This is a genomic window from Spongiactinospora rosea, from assembly GCF_003315795.1.
GTDB classification, from domain to species: domain Bacteria; phylum Actinomycetota; class Actinomycetes; order Streptosporangiales; family Streptosporangiaceae; genus Spongiactinospora; species Spongiactinospora rosea.
The window spans coordinates 180641-197807 of record NZ_QMEY01000010.1 but is presented as its reverse complement, the minus strand read 5'-3'; the positions used below and the strand labels follow the sequence as shown (position 1 = coordinate 197807).

At 72.8% G+C, this 17167-nt stretch carries 18 protein-coding genes; 8 read left to right on the top strand and 10 right to left on the bottom strand.

Going from position 1 to position 17167, the window contains the following annotated elements:
* Positions 1–123 precede the first annotated feature (123 nt).
* Both DP939_RS23480 and DP939_RS23475 read right to left on the bottom strand, forming a co-directional pair.
* Positions 124–762 (bottom strand): class F sortase, encoded by a 639-nt coding sequence (locus DP939_RS23480; RefSeq protein WP_113982921.1) that lies wholly within the window; start codon positions 760–762, stop codon positions 124–126.
* Between the two features lies 1 nt (position 763).
* Positions 764–1066: a hypothetical protein gene (locus DP939_RS23475; RefSeq protein WP_113982920.1), complete on the bottom strand. Its 303-nt coding sequence runs from the start codon at positions 1064–1066 to the stop codon at positions 764–766.
* 144 nt (positions 1067–1210) lie between these two features.
* On the opposite strand from DP939_RS23475, the gene DP939_RS23470 reads away from it, so the two are divergent.
* From DP939_RS23470 to DP939_RS23455, 4 genes are read left to right on the top strand one after another with little or no spacing between them, the layout of a single operon-like run.
* Positions 1211–1894, top strand: a complete 684-nt coding sequence (locus tag DP939_RS23470; protein WP_158578672.1) for a response regulator transcription factor — start codon at positions 1211–1213, stop codon at positions 1892–1894.
* 11 nt (positions 1895–1905) lie between these two features.
* A complete protein-coding gene (locus DP939_RS23465) occupies positions 1906–3306 on the top strand; it encodes a sensor histidine kinase (protein WP_225878442.1) in 1401 nt (466 codons plus the stop codon).
* On the top strand, positions 3303–3842 hold the full coding sequence (locus DP939_RS23460) for a hypothetical protein (RefSeq protein WP_147268103.1): 540 nt from the start codon (positions 3303–3305) through the stop codon (positions 3840–3842). Before DP939_RS23465 ends, DP939_RS23460 begins: the two co-directional genes overlap by 4 nt.
* 44 nt (positions 3843–3886) lie before the next feature.
* Positions 3887–4459: a GNAT family N-acetyltransferase gene (locus DP939_RS23455; protein ID WP_113982916.1), complete on the top strand. Its 573-nt coding sequence runs from the start codon at positions 3887–3889 to the stop codon at positions 4457–4459.
* Here DP939_RS23455 and DP939_RS23450 read toward each other — a convergent pair.
* Genes DP939_RS23450 through fdxA form a run of 3 tightly spaced genes read right to left on the bottom strand, consistent with a single transcriptional unit; the run spans position 4437 to position 5777 of the window.
* The gene (locus DP939_RS23450; RefSeq protein ID WP_113982915.1) at positions 4437–4784 is read right to left on the bottom strand and encodes a cupin domain-containing protein; all 348 of its coding nucleotides are present in this window, start codon (positions 4782–4784) and stop codon (positions 4437–4439) included. The genes DP939_RS23455 and DP939_RS23450 overlap by 23 nt on opposite strands.
* The gene (locus DP939_RS23445; protein ID WP_225878441.1) at positions 4784–5428 is read right to left on the bottom strand and encodes a helix-turn-helix transcriptional regulator; all 645 of its coding nucleotides are present in this window, start codon (positions 5426–5428) and stop codon (positions 4784–4786) included. The genes DP939_RS23450 and DP939_RS23445 overlap by 1 nt, the downstream gene beginning before the upstream one ends.
* A 4-nt stretch (positions 5429–5432) precedes the next feature.
* Entirely contained in the window at positions 5433–5777 is a 345-nt protein-coding gene (gene fdxA / locus DP939_RS23440) for a ferredoxin (protein ID WP_113982913.1), read from the bottom strand.
* A 56-nt stretch (positions 5778–5833) separates the two neighbouring features.
* Between fdxA and DP939_RS23435 the strand changes: the two genes are divergently transcribed.
* The 4 genes from DP939_RS23435 to DP939_RS46280 all read left to right on the top strand — a co-directional run bounded on the left by DP939_RS23435 (position 5834) and on the right by DP939_RS46280 (position 7978).
* Positions 5834–6430, top strand: a complete 597-nt coding sequence (locus tag DP939_RS23435; RefSeq protein ID WP_113982912.1) for a DUF2249 domain-containing protein — start codon at positions 5834–5836, stop codon at positions 6428–6430.
* Positions 6431–6544: 114 nt separating this feature from the next.
* A complete protein-coding gene (locus tag DP939_RS23430) occupies positions 6545–6916 on the top strand; it encodes a hypothetical protein (RefSeq protein WP_113982911.1) in 372 nt (123 codons plus the stop codon).
* Complete coding sequence (locus DP939_RS23425) at positions 6913–7794, top strand: hypothetical protein (RefSeq protein WP_113982910.1); 882 nt, start codon at positions 6913–6915, stop codon at positions 7792–7794. The genes DP939_RS23430 and DP939_RS23425 overlap by 4 nt, the downstream gene beginning before the upstream one ends.
* Positions 7795–7810: 16 nt before the next feature.
* A complete protein-coding gene (locus DP939_RS46280; RefSeq protein WP_158578669.1) occupies positions 7811–7978 on the top strand; it encodes a hypothetical protein in 168 nt (55 codons plus the stop codon).
* Positions 7979–7987: 9 nt separating this feature from the next.
* Here the strand turns inward: DP939_RS46280 and DP939_RS23420 are convergent, their stop codons facing one another.
* The 5 genes from DP939_RS23420 to DP939_RS23400 all read right to left on the bottom strand — a co-directional run bounded on the left by DP939_RS23420 (position 7988) and on the right by DP939_RS23400 (position 16965).
* Positions 7988–8980, bottom strand: coding sequence for an aldo/keto reductase (locus tag DP939_RS23420; protein ID WP_113982909.1), 993 nt, complete (start codon positions 8978–8980; stop codon positions 7988–7990).
* A gap of 73 nt (positions 8981–9053) precedes the next feature.
* Entirely contained in the window at positions 9054–10388 is a 1335-nt protein-coding gene (locus tag DP939_RS23415; protein WP_147268102.1) for an FAD-dependent oxidoreductase, read from the bottom strand.
* A complete protein-coding gene (locus tag DP939_RS23410; RefSeq protein ID WP_113982907.1) occupies positions 10385–11332 on the bottom strand; it encodes a spirocyclase AveC family protein in 948 nt (315 codons plus the stop codon). The genes DP939_RS23415 and DP939_RS23410 overlap by 4 nt, the downstream gene beginning before the upstream one ends.
* Positions 11333–11337: 5 nt before the next feature.
* A complete protein-coding gene (locus DP939_RS23405) occupies positions 11338–16632 on the bottom strand; it encodes a type I polyketide synthase (protein WP_113982906.1) in 5295 nt (1764 codons plus the stop codon).
* Between the two features lie 114 nt (positions 16633–16746).
* Positions 16747–16965 (bottom strand): DUF5988 family protein, encoded by a 219-nt coding sequence (locus DP939_RS23400; RefSeq protein WP_147268101.1) that lies wholly within the window; start codon positions 16963–16965, stop codon positions 16747–16749.
* Positions 16966–17167 lie beyond the last annotated feature (202 nt).

Sequence of the window (17167 nt, the reverse complement as noted above, 5' to 3'; positions counted from 1 at the left end):
CGTACGTGAGATCCGAGACGGCGGACGGCGGCGAAGGGCCGACGTGCCGTTCTCATTGAGTGGGACTCGCGGGAGGAGACGGACTCATCGGTCGCGCCGCAGGGAATTTCGGTCGCCGCGCGGCTACGCGGGGGGCTCGATCAGGCGGGCGTAGACGATGATGTTGTCGGTGTAGTGGCCGCTGCGCCGGTCGAAGCCGCCGCCGCAGGTCACGAGGCGCAGGCCGGCGTGGTTCAGCCGCCCGTACACCCGCTGGGCCGGGAACCGGCGCTTGGCGACCCGTTCCACCGACCGCACCGCGAAGGCGGCGACCGAGCCGTCCGCGCGGGTCACCGAGATCTTGTCGCCGGGACGCAGCCGGCCGAGTTCGTAGAAGACGCCCTTGCGGCCTCCGCCGTCCACGTGGCCGAGGATCACGGCGGCGCCGCGTTCGCCGGGCGTGTAGCCGCGGGCGTACCAGCCGGCCTGCTCGGGCCGGTCCACCGGCGGGACCTGGACGGTGCCGTCGGCGTTGAGGCCGAGCCGGGAGAGCGGCACGTGCACGCCGATCCGCGGTACGTCCAGGCGGCGCGGTTCGGAGCGCGGAAGCACCAGCCGGGCCGCCGCGGAGGAGGGCTGCGCGCGGGCGCTGTCCGGGGACGGCAGCGGTGGGGTCGGATCGGACAGCAGCGCGCCGCCGCCCAGCAGCGCCGCGCCGGTCACGGTGAGGGCGGCGGCCACCAGGCCGAGGGCCCGGACGCCGCCGCCCTTCGCACCCGGCATGTCAGGCCGCGGTGTGCTTACGGCGGCGCAGTACCAGCAGGCCCGTCCCGGCTCCCGCGACGAGAAGGACCCCACCGGCCGGGGCGAGCAGGTTCGCGCCCGGACCGCCACCGGTCTCCGGAGCCCCTTCGGGCAGCGGGCGGGGTTCCGTCTCGCGGGGCTTGTCGTCGCTGGGTGCCTGCTCGCTGGGCGGGGCGGGGCTGGGCGTCGCCGCCGACGCCAGAGCCGGACCGCCGACGGTCAGCAGGGCCGTGGCGAGCCCGGCCACGGCCAGGACGTTCCGTGCCTTACCGGCGAATCGCATATGTCCTCCTGAGATTTCTGGGAGTCGGTGAGCGTGCCTGATCCTGACAGCACGATGTGAGCCAGCCATGAGCGAAATGTCATGAGCCTGTAATGAATGCCGGGCTTCACAAGTAACGTCCTGATCAAGCTGGATACTGGGACGGTGGCCAGAGTGATGCTGATCGAGGATGATCCGTCCGTAAGGGAAGGTTTGCGGCTTTCGCTCAGCCGCCACGGCCACCAGGTGGACGCCGTCGGTACCGGTGAGGAAGGGCTGCACCGCCTCCAGGCCGCGCCCACCGACATCGTGGTGCTCGACCTGATGCTCCCCGGCCTGGACGGCTTCGAGGTCTGCCGCCGCATCCGCGCGGGCGGCCCCACCCCCATCGTCATGCTCACGGCCCGCGGCGACGACCTCGACGTGGTCAGCGGCCTGGAGGCGGGCGCGGACGACTATGTCGTCAAGCCGGTACGCCCGCGCGTGCTGGAGGCGCGCATCCGCGCGGTACTGCGCCGCGGCGGCCCGGCCGCCCCGCCCGGCGGGGGCCGGGAGGTCCACGGTGACCTGGCGATCGACCGCGCCTCGCTCACCGTCGCCAAGGCCGGGGCCCAGCTCACCCTGCCGCCGCTGGAACTGCGGCTGCTGCTGGAGCTGTCGGCCGCGCCCGGCCAGGTGTTCAGCCGCCAGCAGCTCCTGGAGTCGGTCTGGGACCTGGACTTCCTCGGTGACTCCCGGCTGGTGGACGCCTGCGTGCAACGGCTGCGCACGAAGATCGAGGACGTGCCGGCCAAGCCCCGGTACATCCAGACGGCCCGCGGATTCGGCTACCGCTTCGGGCCCCTATGAGGCTGGCAAGGGTGCGCGGGCTGCGGGCCCGGCTGGTCGTGGTGTTCGTCCTGCTCGCCGGGCTGGCCGCGCTCACCGCCGCCGGTCTGGTCTACCGCCAGGCGCGCGACCTGATGCTGGCGCGTACCGAGTCATCGCTGGTCAACGAGTTCCGGCTGCGCGTGGCGACCCTCACGGAGAACATGCGGCACCCGCCCGACCGCGCCGCCCTGCAACGCCTCGCCAACGGCGTGGCCCCTGCGTTCCTGTCCGCCACCGGCGCCGCCGTCTACCGCGACTCGGGGCTGATCGCCTCCGGCGACCGTACCGGCCCGATCACGTCCGCGCTGCGCCAGGGCATCGCGACCCGGCAGCGCCTGCAGTACCAGCGCGTCATCTCCGGCGGCACCCCCTACCTCGTCGTGGGCACCCCCGTCCTGCTGGGCAGCCGCCGCACCCCTTCCGACGTGCAGGTCTACCTGGTGACCCCGCTCGACACCGAGGCGGCCGACCAGGACGCGCTGCTCGCCGCCGCCTTGAACGGCGTGCTGCCGGTGCTGGCGCTGGCCGTACTGCTCGCGCTGCTGGCGGCGGGAGGCGTACTGCGCCCGGTACGCGACCTGGACCGCGCCGCGCGCAGGCTCGGCGCGGGCGAACTGGACACCCGGCTGAAGGTCAGCGGCGGCGACGAGCTGGCCCGGCTGGTGACGACCTTCAACGCCACCGCCGCCGCACTGGAGGCCAACGTGTCCGAACTCCGCGAGATGGAGGTCAGGGCGCGCCGGTTCGTCGCCGACGTGTCCCACGAACTGCGCACGCCGCTCGCGTCCATCCTGGCCATGGCGGAGATGTTCGAGGAGGAGGCCGGGCGCCTCGAAGGCGACCTGGCCGGCGCCGCCAGGCTGCTGAACCTGGAGGTGGGCAGGCTGGTCCGGCTGGTGGAGGACCTGATGGAGATCTCCCGGTTCGACGCGGGGGCGGCGCGGCTCGTGCTGAACGACGTCGATGTGGCCGACGCGATCCGCGCCTGCCTGCGCACCCGCGGCTGGTACGGCCGCGCCGAGCTGGACCTGCCCGCGGGCGTGCGGATCCGGATGGACCCCCGCAGGTTCGACGTGATCGTGGCGAACCTGGTCGGCAACGCGCTGCGGCACGGCGCTCCCCCGGTGACCGTACGACTGGGCGGCGACGACCAGCGGGCCGTCATCGAGGTCCGCGACGCGGGCGTGGGCGTGGACCCGGGCCTGCTCCCGCACGTCTTCGACCGGTTCTCCAAGGCCGACGCGGCCCGGGTGCGTTCGGACGGCAGCGGGCTCGGCCTGGCCATCGCCCTGGAGAACGCCCGCCTGCACGGCGGTTCGATCGACGTCGCCAACCCGCCCGGCGGCGGCGCGCTGTTCACCCTCACCCTGCCCGTCGCGGGACCGCGATGAAGGCGGGCCGCCTGGTGGCGGTGTTCATGCTCCTCGTGGCGACCGGGTGCGGGATCAGCCCGACCGGCGTACTGGACGGCGGCGAACCCGCCGTCGGCTTCCAGCCCACCACCCGGCTGTACTTCGTGTCGGGGGCCCGGCTGGTGGCGGTGAGCCGTCCCCTGCCGTTGCCGTCCCTCCAGGAGACGCTGGATCTGCTGATGGCCGGTCCCACCGCCGCCGAACGGCGGCGCGGGCTGCGTACCGGGCTCGACCCCGAAGACGACGTGGTCCAGAAGGTCACCTCGGACGCGGCGCAGGTCCACATCTCCCTCCGGGAGCTGCCCCCCGCTCCCCTTCCGGCGCCCTCGGAGGGCCCGCCGCCCGGCGACCGCACCCAGCCGCTGTGGCTGGGGCAGCTCACCTGCACCGCGGCGGGGGCGCTGGCCGCGCGCTCGAACATCGCCGCCGACGCGGTCACGGTCACCGTCCGGCGCGGCAAGCGCGAGCGGTCCGGGTCGTTCCGGTGTTCGGAGTTCGCGCGAGCGCCGGAGTAACGCCTGGTCCAGGCGCGAAAAAGCGTGGGATATCGTCGGCCGGTGTGACAGATTTCGACATCACCGTCGCCACCCCGGCAGATCGGGGCCGGGCCGTGGACTCGCTGGTCGCCGCGTTCGCCGAGGATCCCGTCCTGCGCTACCTGTTCCCTGACCGGACCACCTACCTCCGGTACGCCGCCACCTTCTTCGGCGACCTCTTCGACAAACGGGTGCACAGGCAGACGATCTGGACGATCGGCCACGGCGAATCTGTCGCAATGTGGGACGAACCCGCCGTCGAGACCGGCTCCCCCGGCGCGGGCCCCGCCTCCGACTACCCCGCCGACGTGCTCGCCCGCGTCAACGCCTACGACGACGCGGTACGCGCCGTGCTGCCGGACACGCCGTTCTGGTACCTGGGCGTCCTCGGCACCCACCCGGACCGCGCCGGCCGCCGCTGGGGCCACGCGGTGATGCAAGCCGGGCTGCGCCGGGCCGCCGCGGACGGCCTGCCCGCGATACTGGAGACCGCCACCCCGGGCAACGTCGAGATGTACCGCCGGGCCGGATGGGAGATCGTGCGCGAGGTGACCGAGCCGGTGCCGTTCTGGATCATGCGACAGCCGGTGCCGTGACCGGCCGCTCGGCCACCGTGAGCAGGGCGGCCGAGTCCTCGATCGCGTCGAGGGCGTGCCGCAGGGGCGGGATGGCGACGAGATCGCCCGGCCCCCCTTCCCAGGACTCCGCGCCCGCGCGGAGCCGTACCCGCCCGGCCAGGACCTGCAAGGTCGCCTCGCCCGGACTGTCGTGCTCGCCCAGGCCGCGCCCAGCGGCCAGCGCGAACAGCGTCTGGCGCAGCCCCTGACCGGTGTGGACCGTCCGCGCGGCGCGTCCCGCGCCGGACCCCCGGGCCGTGGCCAGCAGCTCGGCCGCCAGGTCCGTCAAAGACCGCGACTCCATCAGGCTTCTCCTCCGGTCAGGTGCGCCACGCACACGTCGGCCGTCACGAACGGGTCCAGCCGATCGACGGTCTCCGCCGCGCCCCAGGCGTCCATCGCGCCCTGCATCAGCCCGAGGTGGACGGGGCAGACGATCTGCGGACGGTCGGCGGCGAGTTCGAGGAAGGGGCAGCTCCGCAGCTCGATGCGCGGCGGGCGGCCGGCCTGCTCGGGCGCGAAACCGAGGTCGTCGAGCAGCGCGACCAGCCGTTGTACGTGCGTACGCCCGGCGGGGTCGGGCGCTCCGCCGTACCTGCGCCCCCAGGCCCGCCCCGCCTCGACCGCGCGGGCCTGCGGCTCGGGCTCGGCGCCGAGCGTGTCGGCCAGTACCTCGGCGAGCACCCGGTAGTGCCGCGGCCCCGCCGGGTCCATGCCGCGGACCGCCCGGAACAACTGCGGCGGCCGTCCGGCGGTGCGGTGGGCCGGGAGGGCCCGCTCGACCTGGCCGCTTTCCAGCAGTCTGTCCAGATGGAACCGGACCGTGTTGGTATGCACCCCGAGCCGATCGGCGATCTCCGTGATCGGCAACGGCGCCGGTGCCGCCTTGAGCATGCGCAACACCTCACCGCGCCGCCCTTGGTCCGCTCCGCTGCTCGACCGAGGCACCCGATCAACCTCCCTGCGGTGGCAGCCCCGCCACCAGTGGCGTGTCCACCCCCACCGGACCGAGCTTGCCCGCGCCCCCGGGCGACCCGAGCGGCGCCTCCCGCCCCGGCAGGGTGAGGGTGAAGAAGGCGGCGTTGTCGGGCGCGTACGGCCGCAGCGCCGTGGGCAGGTCGTCTTCGTAGTAGATCGCCTCGACCGGGCACACCGGCTCGCACGCGCCACAATCGACGCACTCGTCGGGCTGAATGTACAGGGTCCGGGCGCCCTCGTAGATGCAGTCGACCGGACATTCCGCCACACACGCGCGGTCCAGCTCGTCGACACACGGCTCGGCGATCACGTACGTCATGCCCTAGAGTTTACACAAACTACCGTTGTAAAAACTCTCGACCAGGAGATACCTCCATGGCCCCGCATCAGGTAGCCGAACTCGACGTACGGCCGCTGCGCAAGCCGGACAAGCACCCCACGATCTTCGCGACCTACCGCGCCCTGCCCGTCGGCGGTTCGTTCGTGCTGGTCAACGACCACGACCCGAAGCACCTGCGGGACGAGTTCGAGGCCGACCACCCCGGCGGCTTCCAGTGGGACTACCTCAGCCGCGAGCCGCGCGACTGGCGGATCCAGATCACCAAGCTCGCCACCACGCCGCTGCCCCGGATCCTCACCGACACCCGGCTGCCGGCGGGCGACCCGGACGCGACCGGCGCGGTCTGGAAACTCCAGGTCCACGAACGCGACCTGGACTCCAACATCATCGCGCTGCCCCCGGGCGGCGCCATCGAGGCCCACTTCGGCCCGGCCCTCGACGTGCTCATCCACGTCCTGGCGGGCTCTGGGACCCTGACCACCGAACTCGGCGTCCTCGACCTCGAACCCGGCGCCCTGCTCTGGCTCCCGCGCCGCTCCCACCGCCAGTTCACCGCCGGTCCCGACGGCCTTCGCTACCTCACCGTCCACCAGCGCCGCCAGGCCCTTCCGATCGAATCCCGCCCTGCCTGATCCCTATGACTCCCTGTAACGCCCGCCTGCCGGAAGGAGATGACCAGGCAGGCAATGGGGGGCGTAATGGGAAGATCACGTACTGTGATGTTCGCGGGGATGACGGTCTTAGGGATGCTCACAGTGGCGGGCGGCTGCGGTACCACCGAACCGCCGGCCACCGTGACGGTCACCGAATCGGTCAGCGCACCCGTCAGCGCATCGGTCAGCGCGACCGAGCCCGAGAGCACGGACGAAAACGCCGAGGAAAGCGGCACCTCGCCCAAGCGCGAACGGCCACGGACGCAGAGCTCCTGCCTGACGGGCGGCGGAGACGCGGTCACGGCCCCATGCCCATCGGTACGGTCGTCCCCCAGCCCGGCCCCCGTGATCACCGCCCCCATCCCCAGCGAGGAGCCGACCGAGGAGCAGCCCAACCCCGAGATCACGTCCGAACCGCCCCCTGACGACGGTGAGCCCGAGCCGGAAGCGACCACGCCGCAATGACCAGCGGCCCGCCCGCCGCCGAGAACCCGCGCCCGCTCGACGTCGCGGGGATGATCACCCTGCTGCTCGCCACGGGCGCGGCCGTTCTCATCTACATGGGCTGGGCCTACCTGGACGGCTACCTGCGCCCCTTCCTGCTGCGGCCGACGAGCCTGAACTTCCGTCCCGACGAGTACGCGCTGTTCGGGCTCAACCTCTTCACCCCCGAATTCGTGCCCTGGATGGCGGCGGCCCCGCTGATCCTCGCCGCGTTCACACACCGCGCGAAGCTGTCCCCTCTCCTGCCCGCCCGGCTGCACACGCTCGCCGCCGCCCTCCGCGCGCACCCCGCCGTACGCCCCCTGGGCAACGTCACCGGCGTCGGCGCGGTCATCACCCTCATCGCCCTGCTCCTGGCCCTGGGCGCGCTGCGCGGCCGGGCCGTCGGCACCAACCTCCTGCTGATCCTGATCATCCTCGGTTCACTGCTGCTGACCTGGCCGTCCCGGCGCACCCCGCTGGGCCGGATCGGCTACGCCGTGGCGATCACCATCTCCATCTTCTGCCTGCTGTGGATGACCTCGCTGTACGCCCAGGAACGCGGCGCGCGCTCGGCCCGCATCCTCATGGACCAGCTCCCCTACAAGCCCCAGGTGGCCCTCTACACCGCCGACACGCTCGCCCTCAACGCCCCCATGGTGCAGCGCGAGACGCTGGGCAAGGGCACCTACAAATACCGATATCTGGGCTTACATCTGCTGCTCATCCGAGGTGAGACCTACTATCTGATCCCCGAGATCACCGCGGCCCAGTGGGAGCAGGGCCACGGCCGGGCGTTCGTCTTCAAGGAAGAGGACGACATACGCGTGGAGATCCTGCCCGGCACCCGCCCGGGTTGAGAGGAACAATCGGTTCATGGACCGCGAGAAGATCCGGCGACTCCGAGCCCAGCGCGCGATGGACCGGGCACAACGGTGGCAACGGCAGTACCGGCGGACCACCGTCACCGCCAAGGCCGTCCTCATCGGCATCGCGCTGGTGGCCATGGCCGTCATCACCGCCGTGTCCGGCCTGTTGCGCTGAGCGCGCCCGTCAGTACGCGGCGTCCAGCCTCGCTCGCTGCTCCCCCGTCAACTCCAGGTCCACGGCGGCCAGGCTCTCCTCCAGTTGCGCCACCGACGAGGCCCCCACCAGCGGGATCATCGGAATGTCGCCGCCGATCAGCCAGGCGAGCACCACCTGGTTGACGGTCGCCCCCGTCTCCTTCGCCACCTCCCGCAGCGCCGTGAGCCGCTTGGGCGTACCCGGGTGGTCGAGCGCGTCACCGAGCGGCTTGTCCTCACGTACGTACGCACCGCCCAGCAGGGGCGAGTACGCGACCAGCGCCAGCGCGGGCTCGGCCCGCAGGTAGCTGAGCAGGTTGCCGTCCACCACGCCGATGTCCCCATCCGGCGAGCGGAACGTCGGCCGATCGGTCCGCCGCCGCAGGTAGCTGTGGTGGTACTGAAGCACTTCATACCCGGCCAGCCCGGCCGCCGCCGCCAGGTTCCGCGCCCGCTCCAGCCGCCAAACCCAATGGTTGCTCGCCCCGAGCAACCCCACGGCCCCTTCGCGTACCAGCCCCCCGAACGCCTCCACCGTCTCCTCCAGCGGCACCCCGGAATCCTCCAGGTAGATGTGCGCATAGAGAAGGTCCAGCTTGTCCACCCCAAGCCGCTCCCGGCTCCGCTCCGAGGACTCCTTGATCACCTTGGCGGACAGCCCCTCAAGGTCATTGGAGGGCGCGTTCGCCGGCACATTCGGCCGCCCCCCGAGCTTCGTGGCGATCACCACCTCATCGCTCACCCCACGACTCCGCCGCCACCGCCCGATCAGGGCTTCGCTCTCACCCCCCTGAGTGCCATTGACCCAGTAGGCGTAGTTGTTGGCGGTGTCGATGAACGTCCCGCCGGCCGCAACGAACCGATCAAGAACGGCGAACGACGTGGCCTCATCCGTCACGGTCCCGAACGACATCGCCCCCAGGCTCAGCACGCTCACTTCACGCCGCGTACTCGGATCACTGCCGATCGTACGGTACTTCACATGAACCAACCCCTTGCCCGAACACGCACTACCGCCAGGAGCCTACGAGCTGGACCCGACTCCAGCTCAACCCCTAACGGTCGCGTGGCCGTAGCAGCCGGGCCAGGTGACGTGGGCGAGTGAGTACGGCCGGGCCGGTGAGCATGTTGCTCACCTCGGCCAGGTCCCGGAACATGGCGGTGTCGGCGACAGCCAGCCTCTGGCAGGCGCCGAGGTAGGCGTCGGCGGCGCGGACCAGCGGCGAGGAGTCCGTCCAGGCGCGGTCGGCCAGGGCCGACATCCACCACGGCCGGGCGCTGATCCGCATGGCGCGGCGCTGGAACGCGGCGGCCGATCCGGGTGAGGCGAGAGGCCTTTCCCTCAGCATCGTGCCCAGGGCCCTGGCCTGCAGCGCGGCCACGGTCATGCCCTGGGCGTACAGGGGGTTGAGGGTGCAGGTGGCGTCGCCGAGCACGATGAGGCCGTCCGGCCAGGACGGGAGGCGATGGTAGAGGCGGCGATGACCGGCCGAACGCCTGTACCGGTGGATGGGAGTGGCCGGTTCGAGCCCGGCGACCACGTCGGCGAGGCCGGCGCGCAGCGACTTCATGAACGCCATGAAGTCGTCCTCCTCGGCACCGGGGTGGTCGCCCGCCGCTCCTTGCAGGGTGATCAGCAGCCGGTCCCGCTCGATGCGCAGCGCGAAGCAGCCGCGGGTGCGGCCGGGGGCGTCGGGCGTCTCGAACAGGGCCCGCCAGGGCGGCGGCGCGGCGGGGTCGATGTGGTAGGCGCGGCTGGCGTAGCCGACGCGGGCGTCCACGCGCTGTTCGGCGGGAGGGGGCAGGCCGATGGCCGCGAGCCGGCCCGGCAGGTGGGAGGAGCGCCCGCTGGCGTCGGCGACCAGATCGGCGGCCATCGTCATCGCCCGACCGCCGGCGCCACGGGGGGTGACCTCGACGCCGGTGACGGCTCCGGCGTCGCCCACGAGGTCGCCGGCCTGGTGGCCGTCCATGATCCGTACTTCGGGCCGCGCGCCGACGTGCTCGCGCAGCAGGATCTCCAGCAGGGGACGGCTGACCGGCCGGATCACGACGTCCGAGGAGACCGGCTCCGGCACCCCGGCGGGCCAGTGGTGACGGGCCTCGCGGCAGAAGTCCACCGGCGGCGCACCGGCGGCGTCCAGCCGCCGGCCGAGCCCCGGGCACAGTTCCTCCAGTACGAGCAGCCCACGCGCGGCGAGCGCGTGCGCGTGGTGCCCCTGGGGGACCCCCGGCCGGGGCCGCGCCGTGTCCGGCAGCCGGTCGCGTTCGATGATGGTGACCTGGCCGAACGACTCGGCCAGGGCCTGGGCCGCGACCAGGCCGGCGATGCCGGCGCCGATCACGACGGCGTGCCCGCCCGACGTGGGGTGACGGTCGCGCGCGCTCATGCCGGCGGCCCGTACCACGGCGGCAGCTCGATCGGATGGCTGATCAGCGAGGCCGCCAGCATGAAGATCTGAAGGGCGAGCATGCACGCGTTCGCGAACCCGGCTCCGGCCAGCAGGCGGACCCACGGCTGGACACGGCGGGGCAGGCCCAGGGACCCTTCCAGCAGCCATGCCTCCCGCCCTGGGGGGGCGTAGATCGTCATCAGAACGACCGGCATGACCGCCAGGAACGTCATGACGAACGGCGAGCTGAGCGGCAGTTGGTACCACTGCCCCTCGAACAGGGTGAGTCCGGGCAGCGCGCGTGGGTATCCGTAGCCGCCGAAACGCATGTAGGCGTGCTCCAGAGGAATGTCGATCACGAACATCGCGCCCGCCGTGACGGCCGCGAGGCGGGCCCGGCTCCAGTGTGGGCGGCGGGCGCGCAGCAGGCGGGCGACGCCCAGGCCGAGCAAGATCCACAACACGACCCAGACATAGGCCACGTTCTCCAGCAGGGTCTGGGCCTGTGGCAGCGGGCCGTGCCAGCCGGGAAGGTAGGGCCCCCATGTGGGGTAGGCGACGCCGTGCAGGTTCTGGCTGACGGCATGGTGTATCGCACCCGCGTACGGGTCGGTCCAGATGGCGAGGATGTATCCCGCGACCAGGGCGGCGGGCAGGGTGACGTGCCCGGCCTTGAGGGAGCGGCGCACGCCCCAGGCGATCAGGGCGGCGCATCCGGCCACCGCGACCACCATCTCCGCGCGGGTGGCGATGGCCAGCCAGGCCGGCATGTCCCCGCTGGAGGAATACAAGCGCAGGTTGCCGTCGGCGGCCCAGCGGACCAGCACCCACGCCTGGAAGATGACGCAGGCGGCCCCGAAGGCGGCCCACAGCATCGGTGCCCTGGGCAGGCGCGTCCGAGGGGCGGGCGGGCTCGGGGAGGAGACAAGGTGTCGTGACATGGTGTTCACCTCCGAGGGGTGCGGGACGTCGCCGGGGCTTCGGGGGCCCCGTTACCGGCCGGGGACTGATCGGCGAAGCCCATCCGGCCGGCGATCCATTCGGCGAGACCGGCCGGGCTGGGCTTGACCCAGATCACCCCGGCCTTGATCTCCGTTTTCAAGGTGTGCTGGAGACGCTGCTGTAGCTGGACCGCCGCCAGCGAGTCCACGCCGAGCATCACCAGGCTGGTGCCGGGGGCGATGTGGCGGCTGGTGCCGCCGAGGATGTCCCGGACGCAACTGATGATGTGGTCCTGCAGGATCTCCATCCGCCGGGCCGGGGTCCCGGCGCTCATCAGCTTCTCCAGCACCGGTGACGCCTCCTGGCCGACGGCGGCCCGGCCGGACGCCAGGTCCGCGAAGAGCGTGGAATCGGCCAGCGCGGGGTAGGCGGCGGTCCAGCGGGCGACGTCGATCGGCGAGTAGGCGACCTGGCGATGGCCTTCGGTGAGGATGCGCTCCAGGGCGGCGATGCCGTCGGCGGGCGCGATGGTCACGAAGCCCTGGCCGGCCAGGTGCCGTCCCCGGCCCACCTCGCGCCAGGCGCCCCAGTGGATCCCGGTCGCCGGCAGTCCCAGCGCCAGCCGCCGGGCGACCAGGCCGTCGGTGAAGGCGTTCGCGGCGGCGTAGGCGGCCTGTCCGGGCGATCCGAGCAGCGCGGCGACGGAGGAGTAGACGACGAAGAAGTCCAGGTCACCGTCGATGGTGGCCCGGTGCAGGGCCCACGCGCCGCCCGCCTTGCCGCGCCAGACCCGCTCGATGAGCCGGTCGCCGAGGTTGGCGATGGTGGCGTCCTCCACCACTCCGGCGGCGTGCAGGATGCCGCGCAGCGGCATACCGCCCTCGCCCGCGGTGTCGATGATCCGCCGCAGCGCGTCCGGGTCGGCTATGTCGCCGCGGACCACGCGGATGTCGGCCGCGGTGTTCGCGCGCAGGTCGTCGAGTTCCGCCGTGGCGTGCTCGCCGGGCGCGGAACGGCCGGCCGCCACCACCCGGCCCGCGCCACGTTCGGCGAGCCAGCGGACGGAGAGCAGGCCCAGCCCACCCAGACCGCCGGTGACCAGGTACGCGGCCTGCGGGTCGATCAGCGGCGTGACCGGCGCCGGGCCGGTCGCGGCGGGGCCGGGCCGTACCTGCGCCAGGTGGCGGATACCGTGCCGCCAGGCGATCTCGGTGATCCGCCGGTCATCGGCGAGCAGGTCGGGCAGGACCGCGTCCAGCGGGGTGTCACCGGAGATCTCGATGATGCCCGGCACCAGTTCGGGGTGCTCGAACGCGGCCACCCGCCACAGACCGCGCAGGCTCGCCGCCGTCAGGGAACCCTGGCCCGTCCGGTGCACCAGCCACAGGCGCGGCGGGTCGGGGCGCTGGGCCAGGCACCGGACGACTTCCGCCGCACGGGTCACCTCCTGCCGCGCTGTGGCCTCGGGGTCGGCCGCGCCGGAGGGGTCCTCGGCCGCCAGGACGACGACGGCGCATCCGGCCTCGGCGTCGAGCGCCCGGCCCAGCCGGTCGGTCGTGAGCGGGGCGTCCGGACCGTGGCTCAGGATGTGGACCCCGGCGGTGTGCCCGGCCAGCAGGGCGGCGAGCCGCCCGGCCCACGGGGCGTCGTCGGGGGCGGCCACCAGCCACCGGCCCGCGTCGGCCCGAGAGTCCTCCGGAGCGGGCCGGGGCACCCACTCCAGGTGGGCCAGCCGCTCGTTGTAGCGCTCGGCGGCCGGGGTGATGTTGGTCAGGCGCAGGCCGCGGATCTCGGCGACCACCGTGCCGTCCGCGGCGGCGAGCACGCCCTCGGCGGTACACGTGAGGTCGTCGGCGTACTGGAGTTCGACGGCGGCCAGCCGGGCGGGGGCGGTCGGGCCGTACAGGCGGATCTCCTCCACGCCGGCCACGACGACCGGGCCGGGGCTGGTGGCGTGGTGGCCGATCCAGGCGGCCACCGCGGTCTGTACCACCTCATCGGCCAGTGCCGGGTGCAGCCGCATGGTCCAGGCCGAGGCGCGGGCGCCATCGGCGATCCGCAGCCAGGAGACCACCCGATCCTCGTCGGGGTGCAGCCGGATGCGCTCGACGGCCGAGAACGCGGGACCGTGATAGACGTCGTGCCGGTCGCGGAAGTGCGCGTACAGGTCACCGGGCACCGAGTCGATCCAGCCCTCGCCGGTCAGCGCGTCCACCCGCAGCGGCTCCGGCGCGCCGTCCGCGGACACCGCGGACACCTCCGCGCGGGCGTGCGTGGTCTGGTCGCCGCCCGCCCCCGCCGAAAGGATCTCGGCGGTCGCGGTCCGCCCCTCGCGGGTGAGGTGCGTGGTCACCAGCGGTTCGGGCTCCAGCGGCAGCGGCGCCTCCAGTACCAGGCCCTTCAGGGTCACCCGGTCGGTGCCGAAGATCTCGGCCCCCGCCGCGAGGATCATCTCGGCGAACCCGGTGCCCGGCAGTACCGGTACCCCGGCGACCTGGTGATCGGCCAGCCAGGGCAGCCGCCCGGGGCTGATCGGGCTCTGCCACAGGTGCCTTCGCGGGGCCTGCGGATCCTGGACGTGCCCGCCGAGCAGCGGGTGCTCGTCGGCCGCGGGCAGGTACGGGGCGACCCGCCGGTACGGTTCGCCCTTCTCGCCGAACGTCAGCCGCCGCCACGCCGTCCCCGGCACGTCGGCGAGCGGCCCGTCGCCGTAGCGCGCCCGCCAGTCCACCGCGTGCCCGCCGCAGTGGACCTCGGCCAGGTTCGCCAGGAAGGAGTCCAGGTCATCGGTGTCCCGCCGCAGGCTGCCCACCGCCAGGACGTCGCTCACCTGGTGGTGGGCGGCGGTGTCGGCCATCGCACGAACCGCCGCCGGATGCGGGCCGCACTCCACGAACAGCCGATGCCCGTCGGCCATGGCCGCGGCGACGGCCTGATGAAAACGGACCGTTTCCCGCTGGTTGCCCACCCAGTAGGCGGCGTCCAGCGGCACGCCCCGGCGCGGCTCGTCACCGGAGGTGGAGTAGAACCGCAGCTTCGGCTCGCGCGGGGCGACGGAGGAGACCGCCTCTGCCAGGCGTTCCAGAATGGGGTCCATCTGCGCGGAGTGGGAGGCCACATCGACGTCCACCATCCGCGCGCTGGCCCCTTCCTCCTCCCACCGTTCCACCAGGGCGGCCACCTGGCCCGCGTCGCCGGAGATCACCGTCGCCGACGGGGAGGTGAGCACGCCGAGGGACACCCCGTGGGCGTCCGCCGCCTCGATGTCGGCCCGCACCCGGTCGGCGTCCAGCAGTACCGAGGCCATCGCCCCGCCGGCGGTCTCCGCCAGCAGGGTGGCCCGGCGGCAGATCACGGCGACCCCGTCGGGCAGGCTCAGGCCGCCCGCGATGACAGCGGCGGCGACCTCGCCCAGCGACTGCCCGATCACCGCGGCCGGGCGCACCCCCCACGACGCCCACAGGCGGGCCAGCGCGACCTGGACGCCGAACAGCACCGGCTGGATGCGGTCCACTCCGGCGAGTTCGGCGGGGTCTTCGAGCATCCGCCGGAGGGAGAAACCGGATTCGGCGGCCATCAGCGGTTCGATCTCGTCGATGGCGGCGGCGAAGGCCGGCTCGCGGGCCAGCAGCCCCTGGCACATCCCGGCCCACTGGGTGCCCTGGCCGGGGAAGACGAAGACCGGTCCGGGGTGGTCGGCGGGCAGGCTCGCGGCGCCGGTGATCACTCCCTCGGTCGCCTCGCCGGTGGCCAGGTGCCTGGCCCGCGCGACCAGTTCGGCACGGTCGCGTGCGACGACGGCCGCGCGGTGGGTGGCGTGCGACCGCCGTACGGCCAGCGTGCGGGCCACATCGGTCAGGTCGGTCGCCGCGCCCGCGCCTTCCGCCCAGTCGGCGAGCCGCCCGGCGGCCAGCCGTACCGACTCCTCGGCCACCCCGGACAGCGTGAACATCCACTGGCCGGAGCCCGCGTCGCGCGAGCGCTTCCTTCGGGGGCGGGCGGGCTCGGGCGCGGCCTCCAGCACGATGTGCGCGTTGGTGCCGGTCACCCCGTACGAGCACACCGCCGCCAGCCGGCGTTCGCCGTCCACCGGCCAGGGGGTGACCTCGGTGGGGATGAACAGGCGGGAGTCGGGATCCACGTCGATCGCCGGATTCCAGTTCCGGAAGTTCACGTTGGGCGGGATCGCGCCCCGGCGCAGGGACTCCAGCGCCTTGATCGTGCCCGCCAGCCCGGACACTGGTTCGGAGTGCCCGATGTTGGTCTTGATCGACCCGAGCGCGCACCGGCCCAGGCCATGCCCGTAGACCTGGTTGATGGAGTTGTACTCCACCGGGTCGCCGACCGGGGTCCCCGGCCCGTGCGCCTCGACCAGGCCGACCTCGCCTGGGTCGATGCCCGCCCGCTCCACGGCCAGGCGGAACAGTTGCTGCTGCATCTTGGTGGAGGGCGCGGTCATCCGGCTCGCCTGCCCGTCGTTGTTGACCGCGCCGCCCCGGATCACCGCGAGCACCCGGTCGTCGTCGCGGCGGGCGTCCTCCAGCCGCTTGAGGAGCAGCATCGCCGCGCCCTCGCCGCGTACGTACCCGTCCGCCCGCTCGTCGAAGGCGAAGCACCCGCCGCGTTGCGAGGTCAGCAGCGACGCCTCCAGGTGATGCGTCTCCGGCGACAACATCAGCAGCACCGCCCCGGCCAGGGCGGCGTCGCACTCGCCGAGGGTCAGGGCCGCGCAGGCGCTGTCCACGGCCACCAGGCCCGACGAGCACATCGTGTTCAGCGCCATGACCGGACCGCGCAGGTCCATGCTGAACGCCAGCCTGCCCACCAGCGTCCCGCTGAAGTTGCCGAACAGGTACAGGCTCTCCGGCGCGTCCTCCACGGGGCGGGCTTCGCGGAGCAGGTTGTCCGGCGCGTAGGCGCCGACGTACACCCCGACCCGGCCGCCGCGCAGCCGGTCGATCGGGACACCGGCGTGTTCCACCGACTCCCAGGCCACCTCCATCAGCATCCGGAACTGCGGGTCGATGTACTCCCGTTCGGCCGGGGCGACGTACAGCGCCTCGGGGTCCCAGGCCCACACGTCACCGTCGATGAAGCAGCCGCGTGCGTACCGCTCCGCCTCGTCCGGGTTCTGCAGTGCGGCCAGCCGCCGCGCGTCCCATCGGTCGGCCGGCACCGGCCCGACCGTCTGCCGGCCCTGTGCCGCCAAATCCCAGAGGCCGGCCGGCGTCGTCACGCCGCCGGGAAACCGGCAGCCGACCCCGACGATCGCGATCGGACTCCTGTTCAAGGTGGACATCGTGCCGCTCCTTGCCTGCTCCGCCGCACAACGGCGGAACCGTGAATTCGGGCTGTTCGGGAAGTGGACCCGCTGGAAGGTCGGAGCCGGTCGCCTCTCGTGCCGACGCGGGCGTCATTCGGCCACGCACGTCCGATACGACCAGCGATAGACGGTGAACTCGCACCGGTCGACGATGAGGATTTCCGTCGTACGGCAGAAATGCTCGTATCCGTTCCGGCGCGGGACCTTGACCTCCGGGTCATCAGCAGGGGCCCGGCACCTTCGGGCGGCCTGCGACAGGTCGTCTGGGCCGCCCTGGAGGAAGACGCGCATCTGACCGTCCGGATTCATGGCCACCGCTCCTCACGTCATTGGCAACATGCGGAAACTGACCGGGCGGCAGGGTGTCATGCCATTTTCGGCGCGGCGAGCCGCTTAACCTTCCGGAGATCTTGACAATGGGCGTCCGGCGGTTATCGGATCAATACCGCCGGACCTCTTGAGCTCCGGCGCCGACAGTATTCCGACTTTGCGACACGGCATCTGGCCGGGC